Raw genomic sequence first — 22156 nt, forward strand, 5'->3', positions numbered from 1 at the left:
ACATGCTGATTGCCTGCGGCGATGCGCTGATCGATTTCGTGCCGACGCGAACCGCCGAGGGACGCGAGGCGGTGATGCCGGCCGTCGGCGGCTCCTGCCTCAATGTCGCGATCGGCATGGCGCGGCTGGGCGCGCCGACCGGCTTCGTCGGCGGCATCTCGACCGATCTGTTCGGGCGGATGATCGCAGATCATGCCGCGGCCTCTCACGTCGATCTCGACCTCGCGACCCGCAGCGATCATCAGACCACGCTCGCCTTCGTCCGTATCGTCGCCGGCGAGTCGCACTACGCCTTCTACGATGCCGAGACCGCGACGCGGAACTGGACCTACCGGCGCGGGTCCATTCGCTTCGACACGATCGAGGCCGTCCACATTGGCTCGACCACCCTGGTCAACGACAGAGGCGCGGCCGAGACCAAGGCCCTGATCGCGGACGCGCGGGCGACTTCGACGATCTCCTTCGATCCGAATTGCCGGCCCAATCTGGTCAAGGACAAGCCGGCCTATCTCGCGCGCATGGCGGAGTTCGCGAACCAAGCCGATCTCATCAAGATGTCGGACGTCGACTTCGACTATCTCTTCGGCGAGGAGCCGTATCCGCAGCGCGCGCGCGTGCTGCTCGGGCAAGGCACCAGCCTCGTCGTCATCACCCGCGGCAATCATGGCGCGATCGCCTGGCACGCGGGGGCAGGCCAGATCGAGGTCGAAGCACCCAAGGTCGACGTTGCCGACACGATCGGCGCGGGCGACAGCTTTCAGGCGGCGCTTCTGTTTGCCCTGCACAAGCAGGGACGCATTGCCCGGGAAGCATTGCAGGACATCAGTGCCGACGAGCTCCGCCGCGCGCTGTCCTTTGCCGCCAATTGCGCCGGCCTGACTTGCACCCGCCCAGGCGCCGATCCGCCCTGGAGCAAGGAGATCACTTGGAGTTGGTAGAGCGTCTCACATCCGTGTGACGGCCTTCTCGGCGCATTTGAGAAATCTGGAGATCAGCGGGCTCTGGGAATCCCGCCGCCAGCAGACGGCGATATCGAGGGAGTCGGCTGCATCGCGCAGCGGCCTGAACACGATGCCGTGTGGCGCGCCGAGCTTGGCGCAGCCCGGCACGATCGCAAAGCCTTCCCCGGCGAGAACCAGGCTCATCGCCGAATGCACCGTCTCGACCCGGCTCGCGATCGGCATCACGATCTGATGCCGGCGCAGCAGGGCCGCGACTGCGGAGGAGGCCGGATCCTGCTCCGGCGGCGGCAGCGCGATCAGCGGGCGGCCGTGCAACCGCTCCATCGGCACCGCACTGAGCCGTGCGAGCGGCGAGCGGATCGGCATTGCCAGCATGAGAGGCTGCACGCCGATCCGCGCCACCTGGATCTCGGGATGGTTGATGGCCGGCATGCACAGCGCGACCGTGACGCTGCGATCGAGCAGCCGGGCCTCGCGCGTCGATGCGCTGAGTTCGGCGAATTCGAGATCGATGCCCGGAATGGATCGCCGCAGCTCCGGAATCAAAGATGGCAGCATCGCATTCGCCAGCACGAACATGTAGCCGACCGAGAGCCGCCCGCGCTTGCCGGCGGCGACCGCGCGCGCGGCTTCGGCGCCGTCGACGGCCAGCGCCAGCGCCTCGCTCGCGCGGGCCAGCAGCGCCTGGCCGGCCTCGGTCAAGTCCATGCCACGGGTGCCGCGGCGGAACAGCGGCGCGCCGATCTCGGCCTCGAGCTTGCGGATCTGCACCGAGAGCGGAGGCTGCGCCATCCGCAGCCGGTCGGCGGCCTTGCCGATGCTGCGCGCCTCGGCGACGGCGACGAAATAGCGGAGCCGGCGAAGATCCATTGGCATACCGAAAACGTATGGGTTGGCGATCAAAATCGTATTGGACGGCGAGTTAACAAAACTGTCATTCTCGCTGTCAATGTCTTGTCGGTGTCCTGGGGCCAATTGCGGCCCGCTTCGGAGCGTGATGTGGCGATCAACGGCGATCCTTGTCTCTTGTCCGCAACCGAGCTGCGCGGCCTCATTGCCGCAAAGCGGATTTCGCCGGTCGAGATCGTCCGTGCCGTGCTTGCGCGCGCCGAGGCGCTCCAACCCGAGTTGAACTGTTTCATCACGCTCTGTGGCGACGAGGCGATGGCGCAGGCGCGCGCGGCCGAGCGCAAGCTGATGGCCGGTGAGCCGCTCGGCCTGCTGCACGGCATCCCGGTCACCGTCAAGGACATCGTCAACACCAAAGGCGTCAGGACCACCTTCGGCGCCGTTCCCTACAAGGACAACGTGCCGACCGAGGACGCCGTCGCGGTGGCGCGGCTGCGCAGCGAAGGCGCCATCCTGATCGGCAAGACCACCACGCCGGAATTCGGCAGCAAGTGCCTGACGGATTCTCCGCTGTTCGGTCGGACCCGCAACGCATGGGACGCGTGCCGCTCCTCCGGCGGCTCCAGCGGCGGCGCGGCGGTTGCGGTCGCCAGCGGCATCGCGCCGCTTGCGATTGCGACCGATGGCGGCGGCTCGACGCGGATTCCCGCCGCCTGCAACGGCGTGGTCGGCCTGAAGCAAAGCAACGGCATCATCCCGCACAGCCAGGCGCTGGATGTGTTCGGCAACCAGACCTATGTCACACCCACGACGCGCACCCTCGCCGACACCGCGCTGATGATGCAGGCGATGGCGGGGGAGGACGCCTGCGATCCCTGGTCGATCGGCGTGCCCGTGCCGGACTTCATCGGCACCGCCGCCGCGCACGGCGATCTACGCGGCCTCAGGATCCTGTACTGCCTGACGCCGCCGGGCCGTCCGGTGTCCGCGGAGGTCGCCGCCAATTTCAAGGCGAGCCTCGACCGGCTGGCAGGGCTGGGGGCCGAGCTCGAGGAATTCTCGGGCGACGGTTTCGATATCGAGCCGATCTGGCGCGCCATCAATCACACGGTCTGGCGCACGCGCTTTGCCAAGCTCGCCGCGGAGCACAAGGACGTGTTGAGCGAGGCTTTCCTCAAGCAGCTCGCACTCGCCACCGAGGTCAGCGGCGTCGACTACCAGGAGGCGATGTTCGCGCGCACCGCACTGTTCCGCCGGGTGCAATCGTTGCTTGCGCGCGGGCACCTGCTGGCGATGCCGACCCTGACGCGGACGGCGTTGCCGATCGGCCAGGACTTGTTTGGCACCATCGAGATCGACGGTCGGCATTTCGACAGCGTTCGCCCGCACTGGTTCCCCTGGACCATGCCGTTCAACATGACCGGCCATCCCGCCATCAGCCTGCCCTCCGGCTTCGGCCGTGACGGCTTGCCGATCGGGTTGCAGCTGGTCGGCCGCTTCCGCGCGGATGCGGAGCTGCTGCGCGTCTGCGCCTTGTTCGAGGCCTCCGCAGGGCTTCTGTCCCGCTGGCCGGAATGACGACATGCCCCCGCAGCAAAAGGCTTGCCTCTGTCGTCCGGACATGTTGATCGTGCCGCAACTGAGCCCTGAAGCCGAGCGCGCATGAGCGTATTTGTCCTCCGACGTCTGGTGACCTTGCTGGCGACGCTGGTCGGCGCCTCGCTGATCATCTTCCTCGTGCTCGATGCGCTTCCCGGCAATGCCGCGCAGATGCTGATGGGCGCCGATGCCTCGCCGGACGCGGTGCGCGCGCTCACCATCAAGCTCGGGCTCGACCAGCCCCTGGCGGTTCGCTATTTGCAATGGATCAAGGGACTTCTCTCCGGAGATCTCGGCAATTCCTATGTCTACGGCACGCCGGTCGCCAGTCTGATCGGGGAGCGGCTGCTGCTGACCGTGCCGCTCGCGATCATGGCCATGGCGATCACGGTGACGCTGGCGCTCTCGGCCGGCATCTATACCGCCGCCAACCACAACAAGCTCGGCGACGTCGGCGTGATGTCGCTGACGCAAATCGGAATCGCGCTGCCCAATTTCTGGTTTGCGATCCTGCTGGTGCTGTTGTTCTCCGTGCGGCTGCAATGGCTCTCGGCGGGCGGCTTCGCCGGCTGGGAGGACGGCATCTGGCTCGGCTTCAAATCGCTGCTGCTGCCGGCGATCTCGCTCGCGGTGGTGCAGGCCGCGATCCTGGCGCGCGTCACGCGCTCCGCCGTGCTCGAAGTGCTGCGCGAGGATTTCGTCCGCACCGCGCGCGCCAAAGGGCTCGGCAAGCGCGAGGTGCTGTGGAGCCACGTGCTGCGCAACGCCATGATCCCCGTGATGACGGTGATGGGGCTGCAATTCGCCAATCTGCTGGCCGGCACCATCGTGATCGAGAACGTGTTCTACCTGCCGGGGCTCGGCCGCCTGATCTTCCAGTCGATCGCCAACCGCGACCTGATCGTGGTGCGCAATTGCGTGATGCTGCTCGCGACCATGGTCGTCATCGTCAATTTCGTGGTCGACGTGCTCTACGCCTTGATCGATCCCCGCATCAAGGTCCACGACCTGTGAGCGCGCCCATGACCATCGACGCGCCGCTGGCCACGCGGCCGCTGCCGGCCCGGACCTTCTGGCGCCGCGCGCTGCGCCACCGCAGCTTCGTCCTCGGCGGCGCGTTGAGCCTTTTGGTGCTCGCCTCGGCACTCCTGTCGCTGGTGTGGACGCCGTGGTCGCCTTACGAGATCGACATCGCCTCGAAGCTGCGGCCGCCGTCGGCGACGCATTGGCTCGGCACCGATTCCTTCGGCCGCGACATCGTCTCGCTGCTGCTCGCCGGCGCCCGCTCCACCATCATGGTCGGAATCATCGCGGTCGGCATCGGTCTCACCTTCGGCGTCACGCTCGGCCTGATCGCCTCGGCGCGGCGCGGCTGGACCGAAGAGATCATCATGCGCTTCTCCGACTTCACCTTCGCCTTTCCGGCCGTGCTGTCCGCGATCATGCTCGCCGCGGTGGCGGGGCCGGGCATGGTCACCTCGATCGTCGCGATCGGCATCTTCCAGATCCCGACGCTGACGCGGCTGACGCGGGGCTCGGCCAACGCGATCTGGGCCCGCGAATTCGTGCTGGCCGCGCGCGCCGCGGGCAAGGGGCGCTTCCGCATCACCATCGAGCACGTGCTGCCCAACATCCTGTCGATCCTGATCGTGCAGGTCACGATCCAGTTCGCGCTCGCCATTCTCGCCGAAGCGGCGCTGTCCTATCTCGGCCTCGGCACGCAGCCGCCGCAGCCGTCCTGGGGACGGATGTTGAACGATGCGCAGACACTGCTGTTCCAATCGCCGATGCTCGCGGTCTATCCGGGCGCGGCGATCGCGATCGCGGTGCTGGGCCTCAATCTGCTCGGCGACGGATTGCGCGACCTGCTTGATCCAAGATTGGCGCGCGAGCGATGACCATGGCCGAGCGCTCCGACATGCCGCTGATCGAAGCTAAGAATCTCGGCGTCCGCCTCAACACCAGTCGCGGGCCGGCGCAGGCCGTACGCGGCCTCAGCTTCTCGCTGAAGCGCGGCGAGACGCTCGGGCTCGTCGGCGAGTCCGGTTGCGGCAAGTCGGTCACCGCGATGTCGCTGATGGGGCTGCTGCCAGATAGCGCCGTGGTCTCTGGCAGCATCAAGCTCGACGGCCACGAGCTCGTAGGATTGCCGGATGCGGATTATTGCCGCCTGCGTGGCAACCGTATCAGCATGATCTTTCAGGAGCCGATGACCGCGCTCAACCCGATGCACACGATCGGCGATCAGGTCGCCGAGCCGCTGCGGCGGCACAAGGCATACTCGGCGGCGCAGGCGCGCAGGGAGACGATCGCCTTGCTCGACCGCGTCGGACTGCCCGATGCTGGCAGGCGCGTCGATGCCTATCCGCACCAGTTTTCCGGCGGCCAGCGCCAGCGCATCACCATCGCGATGGCGCTCGCCTGCGAGCCGGACCTCTTGATCGCGGACGAGCCGACCACCGCGCTCGACGTCACCATCCAGGGCCAGATCCTCGACCTCATTGCCGATCTCGTCGAGGAGCGCGGCATGTCGATGATCCTGATCTCGCACGATCTCGGCGTCATCGCCGAGAACGTGCAGCGCATGATGGTGATGTATGGCGGCGCTGTCGTCGAGAGCGGACCGACCGACGAGGTCTTCCGCCGCATGGGCCATCCCTATACGCAGGGCCTGTTCCGCGCCCGGCCGAAGCTCGGCGCGCGCAAGGGGACGCGGCTGCAGACGATCTCGGGCACGGTGCCGGAGCTGGCCGATCTGCCGGTGGGATGCACCTTCTCCGACCGCTGTCCGCTGGTGATCGATGCGTGTCGCGCCGCGCTGCCGCCGATGGTGGAGGTCGGACCGCGGCATGGCGTGCGCTGCATCAGGACCGACGTGTCGATGGCAGAACGTGTCGGAGCGCTGACCGCATGACCGCCGCGCCGCTTCTCGACGTGAAGGATCTCGAACAGCGCTATGCGCTGCCGCGGGAAAGCCTGTTCCGGGCGCCGGGGCAGGTGCGTGCGCTCAATGGTGTCAGCGTGCAGGTGGCCGCGGGCAAGAGCCTCGGCGTCGTCGGCGAATCCGGCTCGGGCAAGTCGACCTTCGCGCGACTGGTGATGGCGCTGGAGCGGCCGACGTCGGGACAGGTCGCGCTGCTCGGCCGCGATCTCAACCGCATCCCCGCCGATGAATTGCGCCGTGCCCGCCGCGATTTCCAGATGGTGTTCCAGGATCCCTACGGCTCGCTCGATCCGCGCCAGACCATCGCGCGCATCGTGGCCGAGCCGCTGACCGTGCTGGAGGGAGCCGACCGCTCCACATTCCGCGACCGCGTCGCCGCGGTACTGCGCCAGGTCGGCTTGCGCGATGCCGACATGGAGAAATATCCGCACGAGTTCTCCGGCGGCCAGCGCCAGCGCATCGCCATCGCGCGCGCGCTGATCACCCAGCCCAAGCTGATCGTCGCCGACGAGCCGGTCTCCGCGCTCGACGTCTCCGTGCAGGCCCAGGTGCTGAACCTGATGCAGGATCTCCAGGAGCAGTTCGGCCTCAGCTATATTCTGATCAGCCACGACCTCGCCGTCGTCGACTATCTCTGCGACGAGGTCGCGGTGATGTATCTCGGCCGCATCGTCGAGCAGGGGCGGCCCGAAGACCTTTTCGAGCATTGTGCCCATCCCTATACGCGGGCGCTGCTGGAGGCGGTGCCGCGGGCGCGCGCCGGCGGAGGTCGGCGGCGGCGCGGCGGCCAGGCCATCGCCTCGCAATCGTCGGCGACGGCCGGATGTCCCTATGCCCCGCGTTGCCCGCTCGCCGAGCAGCATTGCCGCGAGGCCCTGCCTGCGTTACGCAAGGTCGGCGAGGGACACCTTGCAGCCTGCCACAGGGCGGAGGCCGTGATGGCGTTGCCGCAGGTCGCGATGGAAGGTTAGTGTCCGGAGCCGGATTGGCGTAGGCTGAAGAACGGAACAGGCCGGGGAGTTACGCATGTTGAGGAAATTGTCGATTGTCGCCGTAGCGGCCGCGCTGATCGCGGCGCCTTTGCCCGTGCTGGCGCAGAGCAAGAAGGACAGCGTCGTCATGGGGATGACGCTGGAGCCGCCGGGGCTCGATCCCACCAATGCCGCCGCCGCCGCGATCGCCGAGGTCACGCTCTACAACATCTACGAGACGCTGACCAAGATCAACGAGGACGGCTCGGTCTCGCCGCTGCTGGCCGAGAGCTGGACCGCTTCACCCGATCTGAAGACCTACACTTTCAAGCTGCGCAAGGGCGTCAAATTCCACAATGGCGAGCCGTTCGATTCCGCGACGGTGAAGTTCTCGTTCGAGCGCAACGCGGCGCCGACCAGCACCAACAAGGACAAGAGCCTGTTCCAGGCGTTCGAGAAGGTCGACGCGCCCGACGCCGACACGATCGTGATCACCCTGAAATATTCCGAGCCGAACCTGCCGTTCCTGCTGGGGCAGGCGAGCGGCTCGATCGTCGAGCCCAAGAGCGCGGCGACCAACGTCACCCAGCCGGTCGGGACCGGCCCCTATCAGCTGGGCGCCTGGGCCAAGGGCTCCTCGATCACGCTCAACAAATGGGCGGACTATCGCAACGCCTCCGCAATCAAGCTCTCGAAGGTGACGATCCGCTTCATCTCCGATCCGGCCGCCCAGGCCGCGGCGCTGCTCTCGAACGACGTCGACGCGTTTCCGCGCATTGCAACCCGCGTCGTTGCCCAGTTCAAGAGCGACCCGCGCTTCACGGTGCTGATCGGCGGATCCAGGGCCAAGACCATCGTCGCGATCAATCACCGCAAGAAGCCGCTCGACGACGTCCGCGTTCGCCGCGCCATTCTCGCGGCGATCGACCGCAAGGCATTGATCGACGGTGCCGTCGAGGGGTTCGGCACGCCGATCGGCAGCTTCTACACGCCGGGATCGCTCGGCTATGTCGACACCACCGGCGTCAATCCCTACGACCCCGAGAAGGCCAAGAAGCTGCTTGCCGAGGCCGGCGTCACCACGCCGCTCGAGCTGTCGCTGAAGCTGCCGCCGCCGCCCTATGCGCGGCAGGGCGGCGAGATCGTCGCGGCCCAGCTCGCCAAGGTCGGCATCGTCGCCAAGATCGAGAACGTCGAGTGGGCGCAGTGGTTGTCGCAGGTGTTCGCCGGCAATGGCCCGCACAATTTCGACCTCACCATCGTCAGCCACGTCGAGCCGTTCGATCTCGTCAAGATCACCGAGCCCGACTATTATCTCGGCTACAACAACGAGAAGTTCAACGCGCTCTACAAGCAGATCGTGTCGACGCCGCAGCAAGACGCCCGCGCCAAGCTGCTTGGCGATGCCCAGCGCATGCTCGCCACCGACGCCGTCTCCGCCTATTTGTTCCAGCCGCAATGGCCCACCGTCATCAACAAGAAGCTGAAGGGCGTCTGGAAGGAAGTCCCGCAGTTCGAGAACGATTTCTCGGCCTGGGCCTGGGAGTAGGAACGCGCGCTCAAGTGGAGCGCGCCGGTTCAATCTTGGCCTCTCCCGTCGGGGAGAGGCCAATCGTTTGGCAGGTCCAGATCAAAAACTGAAAAACAACCCCATGCACAGTAGCCGGGCGTAGTCATTTCAATGGCTTGCGCGCTGCACGTTCGATGGTCGAGGGGACGCGCGGGGACCGTTGTCCCGTCGGGCAAAACAGCGATATTCGCAACCTAGGTTGCGGAACAGGAGTCCGCGTTAACCATCGCCGACGGTTTCAATCCGAACGCCATCGCTTCGAAGTTTCTTAAATTTTGCCGGGTTACCTCTCTTGGGCATGGTGACCTGGGGAAGCATATGAGCAAGCGGGCCAAACGCAGGAAGGCGGAGACGCTCGCAATACCGATGGCCGCCAGAGTCGCAATTGGCGCAGTGGCCGTCGCCGCATTGGGCTACGGCTTGCTGTCTCGGCCGGCGGGCGTGCAACCGGCGCGGAAGCCGGCCGCGTCCCAGGCCCAGGCATCGTCAACTCCGGTTTACGTGGCGCCTCCAGTTCATGCATCAGCGCCGGCTCCAGCTTCAGCTCCGGTTCCGGCCCCCGCGCCTCTGGTCGAGCCTCCAAAAGCTGCTGACGGCCCCGGCGCTTTTGTCCGGCAGGTGGTTGACTATGCGAGCCGCCAAGCGCCGGGCACCGTGATCATCGATACCAAGAACACGTTTCTCTATTTCGTCCTGAACGACACGCAAGCGATGCGCTACGGCATCGGTGTCGGCCGCGAAGGCTTCACATGGTCCGGTGAGCAGACCGTGGCCCGTAAGGCAGAATGGCCGGATTGGCATCCGCCCGCGGAGATGGTCACCCGTCAGCCTTATCTGCCGCGGTTCATGGCAGGTGGCCCCGGCAACCCGCTCGGCGCCAGGGCGATGTATCTGGGCGACACCGAATATAGAATTCACGGCACCAACAAGCCCGATACGATCGGGAAGCGGGTTTCGTCTGGCTGTATCCGGCTCACCAATGAGGATGTCGTCGATCTCTATGAGCGGGTGAAGATCGGCGCGAAAGTGATCGTGCTTCCGACGAGTGCTGCGCGTCGACCATCCCAGGGCGTGCCGTCCGACGCCGCTTTCCGGTTGCCGGACCCGGCATCGCCGTCGAACCGGTCCTTGGCAGCCAACGCGAAGATGCCGTCGTCTGGACCTGACCTCGCCGAAGCCCGGTAACTCGATTCTCCATCTGAGTGAAGGCGGCGGCGCATCGTTCGGAAAACGATGCGCCGCCTCTCTCATGCGGCTTTCGCCTCGACATTGCCGATCCAGTCGCGCGCGAGCGTCACGTCGGCTTGCGACAATTGATGGCCCGCCGGCAGGATCCTGTGGGTCACGCTCGCGCCAGCTTGCGAGAGCAGGGCCGCAAGCCTGGCCGAATTGCCGGCCGGCACGATCGGGTCGCCGTGACCGGACAGCAGCAGGATCGGCTTTCCGGCGAGATCCGCCGTTGGCGGATCAGACAGCGGCACCATCGCGCGCAGCAGGATCGCGCCGGCAAGCACGTCAGGCTCCAGCAACAACAGCGCGGCGGCGATGTTGGCGCCGTTGGAGAAGCCGACCGCGACAGGCGCGGCGATGCCGTAACGCTGCCGCGCCTCGCCCACGAAGTCGCCGAGCTCATGCGCGCGGCGGCGCACGTCTTCCTCGTCGAACACGCCTTCCGCGAGGCGGCGGAAGAAGCGGGGCATGCCGTGCTCGAGCACGCGTCCGCGCGGCGAGAGCAGGGCCGATCCGGGCGAGACCATCTTGCCGAGCCCGAGCAGGTCGTTCTCGTCACCGCCGGTGCCGTGCAACAGCAGCAGCGGAGGGGAGCCCGCGCGGGTCGCGGGCTCGAAGCGATGGATGAAGGTGCTCTCGGTCATGACACGGTCTCTTCCAGGCTCGGCAGCACGCCCTCGATCTGCTTGCGGTGCTGCTCGAGGAATGCAGGCAGCTTGAGGTCGCGTCCCAGCGTCGCGACGGGCTCGTCGACGGCGAAGCCGGGGACGTCGGTCGCGATCTCGAACAGCACGCCGCCGGGCTCGCGGAAGTAGATCGAGCGGAAGTAGTTGCGGTCCCTCTGCTCGGTCGGATGCAGGCCGTGATTGCTCACGAGCTTTTGCGCCATGTTGCCTTGCTCGGCATCGTCAGCCGCGCGGAACGCGATGTGATGCACCGAGCCGCCGCCCTGATGCCCGCGCAAGAATCCCTTGGCCTCGTAGATGTCGACGATGCTGCCCTCGGCATCGCCTGCGGCCTTGAAGCGGATCACCGAGCCCTCGCGGCCGGTCTCCTTGAAGCCGAACACGTCGGTGAGGACAGCGGCGGTCTTCGCCGCGCTGTCGAGCAGCAGGGTCACGCCGTGGAAGCCGCGGATCGCATGCTCGGCCGGCACGTCGCCATTGCTCCAGCCGGGCTCGCCTTCGGCGCCGGGAATGCCGACCAGCGCGAGCGCCATGCCGTCAGGGTCGGTGAACGGCAGCACGGACTCGCCGAAGCGCTTCTCCAGCGCCTCATAGGCAATGCCCTTCTCGGTGAAGCGCTGGGTCCAATAGCCGAGCGAGCGTTGCGGCACGCGGAAGGCGGTCTGATGAGTCTCGCCGACGCCGCGGCGTCCGGGCGACACGCCGGCCCATGGGAAGAAGGTCAGGATGGTGCCGGGGCGGCCTGTCTCGTCGCCATAATAGAAGTGATAGGTGCCGGGATCGTCGAAATTGACCGTCTTCTTGACGAAGCGCAGGCCTAGATCCCGGGTGTAGAAGCCGAAATTGCGGATGGGGTCGCCGGCGATCGCGGTGACATGGTGCAGTCCAGACATGGTCGTCCTCCTGAGTTCGGGCGTCTTGCTCTGGCCGGAAATATTGTTCCGCTTTGGATTGGAGACAATCCATGCAAATATGACGGCTATGTCTACGATTTGGAAACAATCGGCGAAGGCGGCCCTTGGATAAGCTCGGCAGCCTCCGGGCCTTCGTGAAGGTGGTGGAAAGCGGCAGCTTCGCGGAAGCCGGCCGGCAGCTGCGGCTGTCGCGCTCGGCGATCAGCAAGTACATCGCCGACCTCGAGGAAAGCCTCGGCGTCCAGTTGCTGATCCGGACCACGCGGCACGCCAGCCCGACCGAGAACGGCAAGCGCTATTTCGAGCGTGCGCTCGTCATCCTTTCGGAGGTCGAAGCGGCCGACCAGGCGGTGACGCAGGCGCAATCGGCGCCGCGCGGGCTGCTGCGCGTCAACGCGCCGATGTCGTTCGGCACCATGCGGCTCGGTCCGGTGCTCGCTGATTTCATGGCGCGATATCCGGAGCTTCAGCTCCAGATCGTGCTCAGCGACGATCTGCTCGATCCCGTGCAGGACGGTTTTGACGTGACGCTGCGGATCGCGGAACTGGAATCCTCGAGCCTGATCGCGCGAAAGATCATGCCGGTATCGCGCATGATCTGCGCCTCGCCGGACTATCTTTCGCGGCACGGCACGCCAAAACATCCGCAGGATCTGCGCGAGCATGCCTCGCTCACCTACGGCTTCCTGCTGACCGGCAATCAGTGGAAGCTCACAGGCAGCCACGGCGACCACTGGATCCAGCCGGCCTGGTCGCTCTGCGTCAACAATGCCGAGGTGCTGCGCGACGTCGCGATCAAGGGCAGGGGGCTGGCGCTGCTGCCGGAGTTCATCGCCGCCGATGCGTTGAAGAGGGGCGAGCTGCGAACCGTGCTGGACGACTATGCCGCGCCGCCGCTCGCGCTCTATGCGGTGTACCCGCCGACGCGGCATCTGTCGGTGAAGGTGCGGCTCTTCATCGACTTCCTGGTTGAGCGTTTCGGCCGCGAGGACGAGGGCGTGCGAACGCGCTGAGGATCCCACGACGGCATCGCGTGAGCCGCCGGTAAGGTCTCCGACCGCAAATTGGCCGACGGTAGGCAATTGCCATCCGCCATCGCCCTGCTGTTCTGCTGGGCGAAAAGGCGTGGTTTGCCTAAGCGACGGGCACTGCAAGCCTGCAAATCAATCATCCGGAAGATTGATTTCAATATGCATTCCTGCACGATCGATTGCACATCTCGCCATTTTCTTTCGCGTCGCTGCGGCCAACACTTCTCGTGCTCGCGGCGGAAAGTGCCAAGCAAGCCGCAGAGCTCACGAGGATGCCGATGCAACAGATCAGTCAGGCGATCTCGAATCCAAGAGTGAAGCGCGCCATCGAGCTCGCGATAGGTCCGCTGCTGCTGTTCGCGCTGTGGTGGATCGCGTTCAAGGGACAGCTGGTCAACAAGGATCTGCTGCCGTCGCCGATCGACACGTTGCGCGATACCGCGGCCAGCATCGCAGCCGGCAAGATGACCGGCGATTTCCTCCACACCATCGCACGCGTCGGCTATTCGACCCTGATCGCCGTGGTCGCGGGCGTTCCCATCGGCATCGTGCTCGGCGCCAAGGCCGCGATCTATCGCTCGGTCGAATTCCTGGTCGATTTCTTCCGCTCCACGCCGGCAACCGCACTGTTTCCGCTCTTCCTGCTGCTGTTCGGCCTCGGCGATTTCGCCAAGATCGCCGTCGCCGCCTTCGCCGCCTGGCTCGTCATCGTCTTCAACGTCGCCTACGGCGTGATGAATGCCCGCCAGACCCGGATCCTCGCGGCCCGCTCGATGGGCGCCTCGTCGCTCCGCATCTTCAAGGACGTCATCTTCTACGAGACCCTGCCGCAGACCTTCGTCGGCCTGCGCACCGCGGTGTCGCTCGCCCTGGTCGTGATCATCGTCGCCGAGATGTTCATCGGCGCCACCGACGGCATCGGCCACCGCATCATCGATGCGCAGATCTCGTACTCGCTCACCGACATGTACGGCTCCATCCTGATCGCGGGCGCGATGGGATACGGGCTCAACCTTATGCTCCTGATGATCGAACGCTCGTTCATTCACTGGTCCGGCAGATAGTCAGCCAATTTAACACGAAGAGGCCAACATGCAGACGAAGAGATTTTTTGCGGCGCTCGCGACGTCCACGTTCCTGTTTGGTGCGACCGGCGCGGATGCGGCCTGCGACAAGACCGAGAAGGTGACGGCAGTTTGGCTGCCGATCATGCAGACCACGGCCTATTACGTCGCTCTGGAAGAGAAGCTGTTCGAAAAGGCCTGCATCGAGATCGTTTCCACCAAGATGGAAGCGCCCAACCAGATCATCGATGCCTTGATCGCGGAGCGTGCCGACTTCGGTCCTCCGGGCGCGGCGGCCGGCATCGCGATGATCGCGGAGGCCAAATTTCCGGGCAAGCTGAAGGTGTTCGGCCTGCAGGGCGGAGGCATTGCCGCCGACCGCATCAATGACGGGCTGATCGTCAAGCCGGACAGCCCGATCAAGAGCTTTGCCGACCTCAAGGGCAAGTCGCTCGGCCACGTCCCGGGTATTCAGTGGCGCACCATCTCCCGCCACATGGTCCGCTCGGCGGGGCTCGATCCCGATACCGACGTCAAGCTGGTCGACCTTGCGGTCGCGATGCAGGTGCCGGCCGTGGTCGGGGGCACGGTCGACGCGACGCTGTCGCTCGAGCCGGTCGGATCGATCGCCGTCGCCTCGGGCAAGGCGGCCCGCGCCATGACCAATCCGGTCGCGCGCGTGATTGCCGATCCCTTCTATTCCGGAGCCTCGCTGATGACCACGAAGTTCCTGAAGGAGCGGCCCGAGGTTGCGCGCAAGGTGGTTGCCGCGATCGACGAGGCGACCGACCTCGTGAACGCCGACTTCAAGAAGTACAAGCCGATCCTCACCAAGTACACGCCGATCAAGGAGGATCAGCTCGAGCTTCTGGCGCAGCCTTATCTGCGCGGCTTCAAGGAGCTCAACGACACCGACTTGAAGTCGTATCAGGCGCTGGTCGACGTCTTCATCAAGGAGGGCGTGGTCGCAGGTCCGATCAACGTCAAGGACAAGCTCCTCGCCAAGTCCGATCTCGGCAACTGATTGGATCATCCGATGGGGAACGTGACTGCGATCCGTAGCGTGGACCGGCCAGCCGCCGAGAGCCCGTCACCTGTTCCGCCGCCCAGGCCGCGGCAGGCTTACGTCACCGTGCGTGGCCTGAGCAAGAAGTTCCAGGGCACGACGATCTACGACGACTTCTCGATCGACCTGCCGATGGGGAAGTTCATTTCGGTGTTCGGGCCGAACGGTTGCGGCAAGAGCACCTTCATCAACATGATCTCCGGCCTGATGCCGATGGATGCGGGTGAGGTGCTCTACGACGGCCAGACCATCCGGGACACCAGGATATCGTACGTCTTCCAGAATTACAGGGAAGCGCTGTTTCCCTGGATGCGCGCGATCGACAACATCCACTATCCGCTGAAGGTGATCGGGGTGGACCGCAAGGAGCGGCGGCGGCGCGTCGAAAAGCTGCTCGCGGATTTCGACGTTCCGTTCGACCTCAACGCCTATCCCTACACCCTGTCGGGAGGCCAGCAGCAGACGGTTTCGATCTTGCGCGCGCTCGTGACGGAGCCCGAGGTGCTGTTCCTGGACGAGCCCTTCTCCGCGCTGGACTACGAGATGACGCTGTTCATGCGCGAGCGGTTGCAGCACATCTTCATGAAGCTCAAGACCACGATGCTGCTGGTGTCGCACGATCTCGAAGAGGCCATCCAGCTCGCCGACCAGGTCGTGCTGCTGACGCGCCGGCCGACGCGGGTGGCGGAGATCGTTCCGGTGGATCTGCCCTGGCCGCGCGACCTCGACGTCACCACCGGCGAGGGCTTCATCACCCTGAAACGCCATTGCCTCGACCGCTTCTGGCGCGAGGTCAAGCGAGACTAATTCGATCAACCTTCGAAAGATGGAGACCAACATGACGAAGCGCCGTTTCCGCGCCGCCGCCGTCCAGACGCTTGCCCGTTTGGGCGACTTTGACCACAACATCGCGCTGGCAACGCAATACGTCGAGGATGCGGTGAGGCAGGGGGCCGAGCTGGTGGTGTTCCCCGAGTGCATGGACACCGGTTACCTGTTCGATTCCGCCGAGCACTGCCGCGAGCTCGCCGAGACGATGTCGGACGGCCCGTTCGTGACGGCGTTGTCTGCGCTCGCCAGGAAGCACCGGATCTATATCGCCAGCGGCGTCACCGAGTGGGATCCGGACAAGGAGAAGATCTTCAACACCGGCATCATGTTCGGCCGGAACGGCGAGACCGTCTGCCATTATCACAAGCAGTTCCTCGCCACCCACGATCAGAACTGGTTTGCGTTCGGCGAGCGCGGCTGTCCGGTGGTGGACACCGACCTCGGCAAGATCGGCCTGTTGATCTGCTTCGACGGCCGCATCCCGGAGATCTTCCGCGCGATGGCGATGCAGGGCGCGGAGGTGATCGTCGACATGGCGAACTTTTTCGCCATGGACCAGGCGGACATGTGGGGCCCGGCCCGCAGCTACGAGAACGGCTTGTGGCTGGTGGCGGCGACCAAGGCCGGCTATGAGCGGTCGATCTATTATCCCGGCGGCAGCATGATCGTCGATCCCAAGGGACGCGTGCTGTCGAAGGTGCCGTACGATACCCACGGCATGGCGATTGCCGACGTCGATCTCGACGCCGCGCACGACAAGTCGATCTATTCGGCGAACGACAAGATCGCCGACCGGCGTCCGGAAACCTACGGCCTGATGGCGCTGCCGTACGAGAAGACGCCGGTGTACCGGATCGCGGAGCAGCCGCTGATCCCCGCGAAGTCCGTCGCCAAGGTCGCGGCCGTGCAGATGCACGTGACCAGGGACGGCACGGCCGAGGACGTGTTCGACATGGTCGATCACGCGGCCAAGCTCGGCATCAAGGTTCTCACCCTGCCGGAATATGCCTTCTGCCCGTCCGCGATCCCGAACGCGGCGGAGGCCGTGGCCCTGGCCGACCAGACGACGTCGCTGCTGGCCAAGACCGCTGCAATCGCCTCCCGCTACCAATGCCTGATCGCGCTGCCCACCGTGGAGCGGGCCGCAGCGGGCCTTTACGTCACGACATTCCTGATCGGGCCCGACGGCAAGGAGGTCGGAAAGTATCGCAAGACCCACCTGACTGCCGAGGAGCGCAAATGGGCGAGGGCGGGCGATGACTATCCGGTGTTCGAGACCCCGTTCGGCCGCATCGGCGTCATGTCCGGCTATGACGCCATATTTCCCGAGGTCTCGCGCTGCCTCGGCATCGCGGCCGCGGACATCATCTTGTGGCCGGCCTCGCTGCGCGAGCCGTTCGAACGGGAGCTGCTGGCGATCCCGAGGGCCGAGGACAATCGGGTGGCGGTGGTGCTGGCGAACCGCGTCGATTCGCCCTATCCGGGCGGCAGCCTTGTGATCCCCCCGACCGGCTTTCCGCTCTGGGACATCAACGTCGTCGCGCCGCGCGTGTTCAAGCTTGGCGCCGTGATGCCCAAGCACATCGATCTCGCGGTCTGTCGGCAGAAGCTGATGATCCCGAAGGTCGACATGTTCGCCAACCGGCTGGTCGAGACCTACGCCCCGATCATTGCCGCCTGACGATTGCCGTGCCTGCTGATATGCCCGAAACTAGCGAGAGTTAGATGCCGAAGCTCGCGAACGGGCATATCAGGACGGCCGAGATGGCGAAGGCTGCGCGAACGCTGCGCTACAATTGGGACGACGTGATCTTCTTCCTGGAGGTCGCGCGCACCCGTAACCTCGTTCGCGCCGGCCAGAAGCTGAAGGTGGACCACACCACCGTCAGCCGGCGGGTGAGGGAGCTCGAACGCAGCCTCAACACCACGCTGTTCAAGCGCAGCAAATCAGGCTTCGCACTGACCGAGGCGGGCCTGCGGCTGCTCCAGTTCGCCGAAGGCATGGAGAACAACGCCAACGCCATCATCGAGACGGTGGTCGGCTCCGAGAAGGCGGACGCGGCCGGAGCGGTGCGAATTGCCGCCATGGAAGGCATCGGCAGCATGTATCTGACGGGCTGCATGGCCGCCTTCAGCAAGGCCTGGCCCTCGATCCAGGTCGAGCTGATCACCGACACGCGCCTGCTCGACATGACGCGCCGCGAGGCCGACATCTTCATCAGCTTTTTCAGGCCGAAGGGAAGGCGGCTGTCGGTCAAGAAGATCGGCGAGTTCAGGATCTTTCTCTACGCCTCCAATGCCTATCTGCAGCGCGCGGGAGCCCCGGCCGATCTGAAGGACCTCGACAACCACGACTTCATCGATTTCATCGACGAGCACATCCATATCAAGGAGAACCGCTGGCTGTCCGACATCCTGCGGCCGGCCCATGTCGTATTTCGCAGCACCAGCCTGGTGTCGCAGTATGTCGCGGCATCGAACGGGCTCGGCATCGCCATGCTGCCGTCCTACGTGGCGGCCCACAACAAGGACCTGCGCCCGATCCTGCCCAATTATTTTTCCGTCCGCGACATCTGGCTCTCGGTTCACGAGGACCTGCTGCACATCGCCCGCATCAAGGCGGTGATGGGCTTCCTGGAGAAACGCGTCGCGGCCGATGTCGATCATTTGATGTCGGCGACACATCCCGCGTCGATGAGGGCGCATCTTACCTGACCGAGAGCTGCTCGGCCGGCCGCAGCAATTCGTCCAATGCCATCATCGAGGCCTCCTGAAGCGCTCCGAGCTCGTGCGCGGCATCTTCGCATTCGGCAGAAGACATCGAGGGCGCAGCCAGCTCGACCTCGCGGCAGCGTTCGAACAGGCGGACGAGGCCGAGCGCGCTGGCGGCGCTGCCGAGCTGGTGCGCGGAACGCGCCAGCTGCTTTTGATCGCAGGCCGCCGCGGCGCTGACGATGTCGGCGATCAGTCTGTCGCTGGTTTCCTGCAGCAGATGATGCAGCTTTGCGATCTGGGTCGGGCCCAGCAGTTCCCTCTGGTCGTCGAGAAAATGCCGGTGGATCAAGGCGCCCGCGGCGAGTTGCGCGGCGGCCGGCTCGGCTTCCGGATCGTCCTCGATCGCCTCGCGCAACGCGCCGATCAGGATCGGCTTGCCGATGATCCGGACGATGCCGGCGTCCGCGAGCCGCTCGCGCGCGCCGGACGATACGTCCGCCGTCACGGCGATGATGCGCGGGATGTCTGGTAGACCGAGCGCGCCGATCCGGGTCGCAGCTTCGACGCCATCCATGTCGGGCATGTGCAGATCCATCAGGATGACGTCGAACGGACGATCGCGGGCGAGCGCGACGGCCGATGCGCCGTTCCTGGCGATCGTGGGGTGATGGCCGAGCCGCTTCAGGATCGCTTCCCCGACCTCGCAATTGACGGGATCGTCGTCGACCAGCAGCACGCGGCGCGACCGCGACGGCGGCGGCAGCACGCCTTGCGCGATGCCGCTTGCGGCCAGGCCCAGCGGCACCTCGAAGCTGAACGTGCTGCCCGCGCCCGGCGTGCTCGCAACCGTCAACTGGCCGTGCATCAGGCGGACGAGGCGCCGCGCGATCGCAAGGCCGAGGCCCGTGCCGCCGAACCGCCGCGCGATGCTGTCGTCGGCCTGGACGAAATCCTCGAAGATCCGCTCGTGCATGTCCGGCGCGATGCCGATGCCGGTGTCGCGAACGGTGATACGCAGCAGGACGTGATCGTCGTGCCGCCCGGCGGCTGCGGCCACGGCGATCCCGCCCGACGGCGTGAACTTGACGGCGTTGCCGATCAGGTTGAGCAGGATGCGATTGAGCCTGACGGGATCGCCATGCACCGAGGCGCGGACCGACGCATCGCAGGTGAGGTCGAAGGTCAGTCCTTTGCCGAGGGCCTGCGGACGCATCAATTCGGCGGCGGTCTCGATCAGCTGGTCGAGGCGGAAATTGCGCGGCTCCAGCGTCTCGGCGCTGGCCTCGAGGCGGGCATATTCGAGGATGGTGTCGACCAGCGCGATCAGCGTCTCGCCCGATGCGGCCGCGGTCGCGAGGTGGCGCCGCTGCGCCTCACCGAGGCTGCCGTCGTCGAGCAGCTGCACCACGCCCATGACGCCGTTCAGCGGCGTGCGCAGCTCATGGCTGACGACGGCGAGGAAGCGCGACTTGGTCTCGTTGGCCGCCACCGCCGCGCTGCGCGCGCGCTCGGCGGAATCGTGCTCGGCGAGCGCGTGATCGCGAGCCTTCTCCAGCTCGGAGGTGCGCTCGATCACCTTGCGCTCGAGCGTCGCGTAGGACTCGCGCAAGTGCGCCGCCATGCGGTTGAACTGGTCGCCGAGCGCTTCCAGCTCGTCGCCGGTTCTGATCGCGAGCCGCAGGCCGAGGTCGCCGCTGCCGATCCGCCGCGCGCCCTGCGTCAGCAGCTGGATCGGCCCCGTCATGCGCCGGCTGAGGAAGAACGAGACCAGCACCGCACCCACCAGTAGGACGGCGAGGAGAAAGGCCGAACGGCCGATCGACGCATAGATCGGCGCATAGGCTTCGCTGAGCGGCAGCTCGACGAACACCAGCCAGCCGAGCGAGGGCACGGTCGCATAGGTCGACAGCACGCGCTGGCCGGTCAGATCCTGCTTGACCAACCCGCCCGAGGACGGCCCCACGCCGTCGAGCGCGGCGCGCACGTCCGCATGGCCGGACAGATCGCTGCGCTGCAGTGCCCGCCACAGATCGGGATGCGCGATCAGGACTCCCATGCGGTCGACCACATAGGCCTTGCCGGTGTTGCCGACCCTGATCCCGGTGACGAGGTCCCAGATGAAACGCAGATTGACCTCGGCGACGATCACGTTCGGATTGCGGCCGGTGCCGCGCGTGGCGACGTCATGAACGGCTCGGTGTCGGCGAAGAAATAGACCGGCCCGTAATAGGCGCGGCTTTCGTTGGCGCCGCGGAAGGCGGGCGAGGCGGACAGATCGGCCTTGCTGCCGATCCGGTCGGCGACACGGCGGGACACGCGCACCTGCTCCAGCCCTTGCGAGTCGAGCTCCGCGATTTCCGCGATCGCCGGCGAGAGGCGCAGGAGGCGGATGGCGTTGAGGCGCTCGTCCTCGTTGGTCGACAGCTCCGGCGGCAGGCGCGAGAGCCATCTGATCTGGCTCTCGATCTGGCCGACGAACTGGCCGATCTGGATCGCGGCGGACGCTGCCTGCTCGCGCTGGGTTGCCGCCAGCAGCTGCTTCTGCTCGCGATAGGAGAACCAGACGTCGAAGCCGGTGTTGATGGCGAGCGCGGCAAAGGCGAGGGCGAGGATCGAGTAGAGATATTTGCGGAACAGCCGTCCGGGAGGTGTCCGCAAGTCTCCCTGGTCGGCTGTCCCGTTCACTCGCGGATCTCGTCGGCGCGCGCGAGCAGCGTGAACGGAATGGTCAATCCCAGCGAGCGGGCAACCGTGCGGTTGATCAGGAGCTCGTACTTTCGCGGCGACTGCACCGGAAGATCGCCTGCCTTGGTGCCGCGCAGGATGAGATCGACGTAGTCGGCTGAGCGCACCTCCAGCGTCGGCCCGTAGCTCATCAGCCCGCCGGCATCCATGAAGTAATGGAACGGATAGATGGTGGGCACGCGATACTTGGCCGCCGCCGCGACGACCGCCTGCCGGTTGACGACGAGGAAGCTGTCGACCAGCGCGATCATCGCCACCTTGGGCGGTCCGGAGAAGCGCCTGACGGATTCGTCGATGTCCGCCGGCACATTGACGGGGACCGGGAGGACCGACACGCCGGACTCGGCCGCCTGTTGCTCGATCGAGTCGAGGAAGAAGCGTCCCGCCCGAGGCGTGGTCGCCGAATTGAACAGGACGCCGACACGCGCAAGGTCGGGCACCGCCTCCCGGATCAGTTGCAGCCATTTGCCGCCCATCTCGGCGGTGCTGTTGGTGAAGCCGGTCGCGTTGCCGCCAGGATGGGCAAGGCTCTGGACGAAGCCATGGCCGACCGGATCGTTGGCGGTCGCAAAGACGACCGGAACGGTCTTGGTGGCGGCAAGGACCGCTGCGGTTTCGACGGTCGATCCCGTCAGGATCACGTCCGGCTTGAGTTCGAGCAGTTCCTGAACGGCCGCCTTCAGCCTGTCCGGTGCGCCGAAGCTCGAGCGCAGCTCGAGGCGGAAGTTGACGCCTTCGACCCAGCCGCGCTGTCTCAGGCCGACGACGAGATTGCCGAGGCGAGAGGTCGCGCTGTCGATCATGCTCCGCCTCGTCAGCTCGTCGTCGAGCGGCAATGCGGTCAACGAAGCGACGATCCGCATGCGGTCCGACGTCGCGCCGAGCGCGATCCATCCCGCGGCGGTTGCTCCCGCAAGACGAATGAAGCCGCGGCGATCGACCGCGAGCGCGGAAGGCCGTTCGGTCATGAAGTTCTTTG

18 protein-coding genes and 1 pseudogene are annotated in these 22156 nt (G+C 65.9%); 14 read left to right on the forward strand and 5 right to left on the reverse strand.

Features of this window, described 5'->3' with window-relative positions; genetic code table 11:
* The first annotated feature begins 2 nt into the window (after positions 1–2).
* The gene (locus WI560_RS10640; RefSeq protein ID WP_375307952.1) at positions 3–938 is read left to right on the forward strand and encodes a carbohydrate kinase; all 936 of its coding nucleotides are present in this window, start codon (positions 3–5) and stop codon (positions 936–938) included.
* Between the two features lie 6 nt (positions 939–944).
* Here WI560_RS10640 and WI560_RS10645 read toward each other — a convergent pair whose 3' ends face one another.
* Entirely contained in the window at positions 945–1832 is an 888-nt protein-coding gene (locus WI560_RS10645) for a LysR family transcriptional regulator (RefSeq protein ID WP_375307953.1), read from the reverse strand.
* Positions 1833–1967: 135 nt separating this feature from the next.
* Here WI560_RS10645 and WI560_RS10650 point away from each other — a divergent pair, with 135 nt between their 5' ends.
* The 7 genes from WI560_RS10650 to WI560_RS10680 all read left to right on the forward strand — a co-directional run bounded on the left by WI560_RS10650 (position 1968) and on the right by WI560_RS10680 (position 10080).
* Complete coding sequence (locus WI560_RS10650; RefSeq protein WP_375308813.1) at positions 1968–3389, forward strand: amidase; 1422 nt, start codon at positions 1968–1970, stop codon at positions 3387–3389.
* Between the two features lie 84 nt (positions 3390–3473).
* Entirely contained in the window at positions 3474–4424 is a 951-nt protein-coding gene (locus WI560_RS10655; protein ID WP_375307954.1) for an ABC transporter permease, read from the forward strand.
* Complete coding sequence (locus tag WI560_RS10660) at positions 4421–5308, forward strand: ABC transporter permease (protein ID WP_375307955.1); 888 nt, start codon at positions 4421–4423, stop codon at positions 5306–5308. The genes WI560_RS10655 and WI560_RS10660 overlap by 4 nt, the downstream gene beginning before the upstream one ends.
* A gap of 2 nt (positions 5309–5310) precedes the next feature.
* Entirely contained in the window at positions 5311–6324 is a 1014-nt protein-coding gene (locus WI560_RS10665) for an ABC transporter ATP-binding protein (protein WP_375307956.1), read from the forward strand.
* A complete protein-coding gene (locus WI560_RS10670) occupies positions 6321–7325 on the forward strand; it encodes an ABC transporter ATP-binding protein (RefSeq protein ID WP_375307957.1) in 1005 nt (334 codons plus the stop codon). Before WI560_RS10665 ends, WI560_RS10670 begins: the two co-directional genes overlap by 4 nt.
* 55 nt (positions 7326–7380) lie before the next feature.
* Entirely contained in the window at positions 7381–8874 is a 1494-nt protein-coding gene (locus WI560_RS10675) for an ABC transporter substrate-binding protein (RefSeq protein ID WP_375307958.1), read from the forward strand.
* 339 nt (positions 8875–9213) lie between these two features.
* A complete protein-coding gene (locus tag WI560_RS10680; RefSeq protein ID WP_375307959.1) occupies positions 9214–10080 on the forward strand; it encodes a L,D-transpeptidase in 867 nt (288 codons plus the stop codon).
* A gap of 62 nt (positions 10081–10142) precedes the next feature.
* Here WI560_RS10680 and WI560_RS10685 read toward each other — a convergent pair whose 3' ends face one another.
* Positions 10143–10769 (reverse strand): alpha/beta hydrolase, encoded by a 627-nt coding sequence (locus WI560_RS10685; RefSeq protein ID WP_375307960.1) that lies wholly within the window; start codon positions 10767–10769, stop codon positions 10143–10145.
* Complete coding sequence (locus tag WI560_RS10690; RefSeq protein ID WP_375307961.1) at positions 10766–11704, reverse strand: ring-cleaving dioxygenase; 939 nt, start codon at positions 11702–11704, stop codon at positions 10766–10768. The genes WI560_RS10685 and WI560_RS10690 overlap by 4 nt, the downstream gene beginning before the upstream one ends.
* A 125-nt stretch (positions 11705–11829) precedes the next feature.
* Between WI560_RS10690 and WI560_RS10695 the strand changes: the two genes are divergently transcribed.
* The 6 genes from WI560_RS10695 to WI560_RS10720 all read left to right on the forward strand — a co-directional run bounded on the left by WI560_RS10695 (position 11830) and on the right by WI560_RS10720 (position 18432).
* Positions 11830–12738 (forward strand): LysR family transcriptional regulator, encoded by a 909-nt coding sequence (locus WI560_RS10695; protein WP_375307962.1) that lies wholly within the window; start codon positions 11830–11832, stop codon positions 12736–12738.
* 296 nt (positions 12739–13034) lie between these two features.
* Entirely contained in the window at positions 13035–13820 is a 786-nt protein-coding gene (locus WI560_RS10700) for an ABC transporter permease (RefSeq protein WP_375307963.1), read from the forward strand.
* 28 nt (positions 13821–13848) lie between these two features.
* Entirely contained in the window at positions 13849–14844 is a 996-nt protein-coding gene (locus WI560_RS10705) for an ABC transporter substrate-binding protein (protein WP_375307964.1), read from the forward strand.
* 12 nt (positions 14845–14856) lie between these two features.
* The gene (locus tag WI560_RS10710; protein WP_257177651.1) at positions 14857–15693 is read left to right on the forward strand and encodes an ABC transporter ATP-binding protein; all 837 of its coding nucleotides are present in this window, start codon (positions 14857–14859) and stop codon (positions 15691–15693) included.
* A gap of 31 nt (positions 15694–15724) precedes the next feature.
* The gene (locus WI560_RS10715) at positions 15725–17398 is read left to right on the forward strand and encodes a carbon-nitrogen hydrolase family protein (protein WP_375307965.1); all 1674 of its coding nucleotides are present in this window, start codon (positions 15725–15727) and stop codon (positions 17396–17398) included.
* Between the two features lie 44 nt (positions 17399–17442).
* The gene (locus WI560_RS10720) at positions 17443–18432 is read left to right on the forward strand and encodes a LysR family transcriptional regulator (RefSeq protein ID WP_257177653.1); all 990 of its coding nucleotides are present in this window, start codon (positions 17443–17445) and stop codon (positions 18430–18432) included.
* On the opposite strand, the pseudogene WI560_RS10725 reads toward WI560_RS10720, so the two are convergent.
* Both WI560_RS10725 and WI560_RS10730 read right to left on the reverse strand, forming a co-directional pair.
* Positions 18425–21117: pseudogene (locus WI560_RS10725) on the reverse strand (ATP-binding protein). The gene WI560_RS10720 and the pseudogene WI560_RS10725 sit on opposite strands and share 8 nt — an antisense overlap.
* On the reverse strand, positions 21114–22145 hold the full coding sequence (locus tag WI560_RS10730) for an ABC transporter substrate-binding protein (RefSeq protein WP_375307966.1): 1032 nt from the start codon (positions 22143–22145) through the stop codon (positions 21114–21116). The pseudogene WI560_RS10725 and the gene WI560_RS10730 overlap by 4 nt, the downstream one beginning before the upstream one ends.
* Positions 22146–22156 lie beyond the last annotated feature (11 nt).

The organism is Bradyrhizobium sp. A11 (assembly GCF_042077125.1).
GTDB classification, from domain to species: domain Bacteria; phylum Pseudomonadota; class Alphaproteobacteria; order Rhizobiales; family Xanthobacteraceae; genus Bradyrhizobium; species Bradyrhizobium japonicum_B.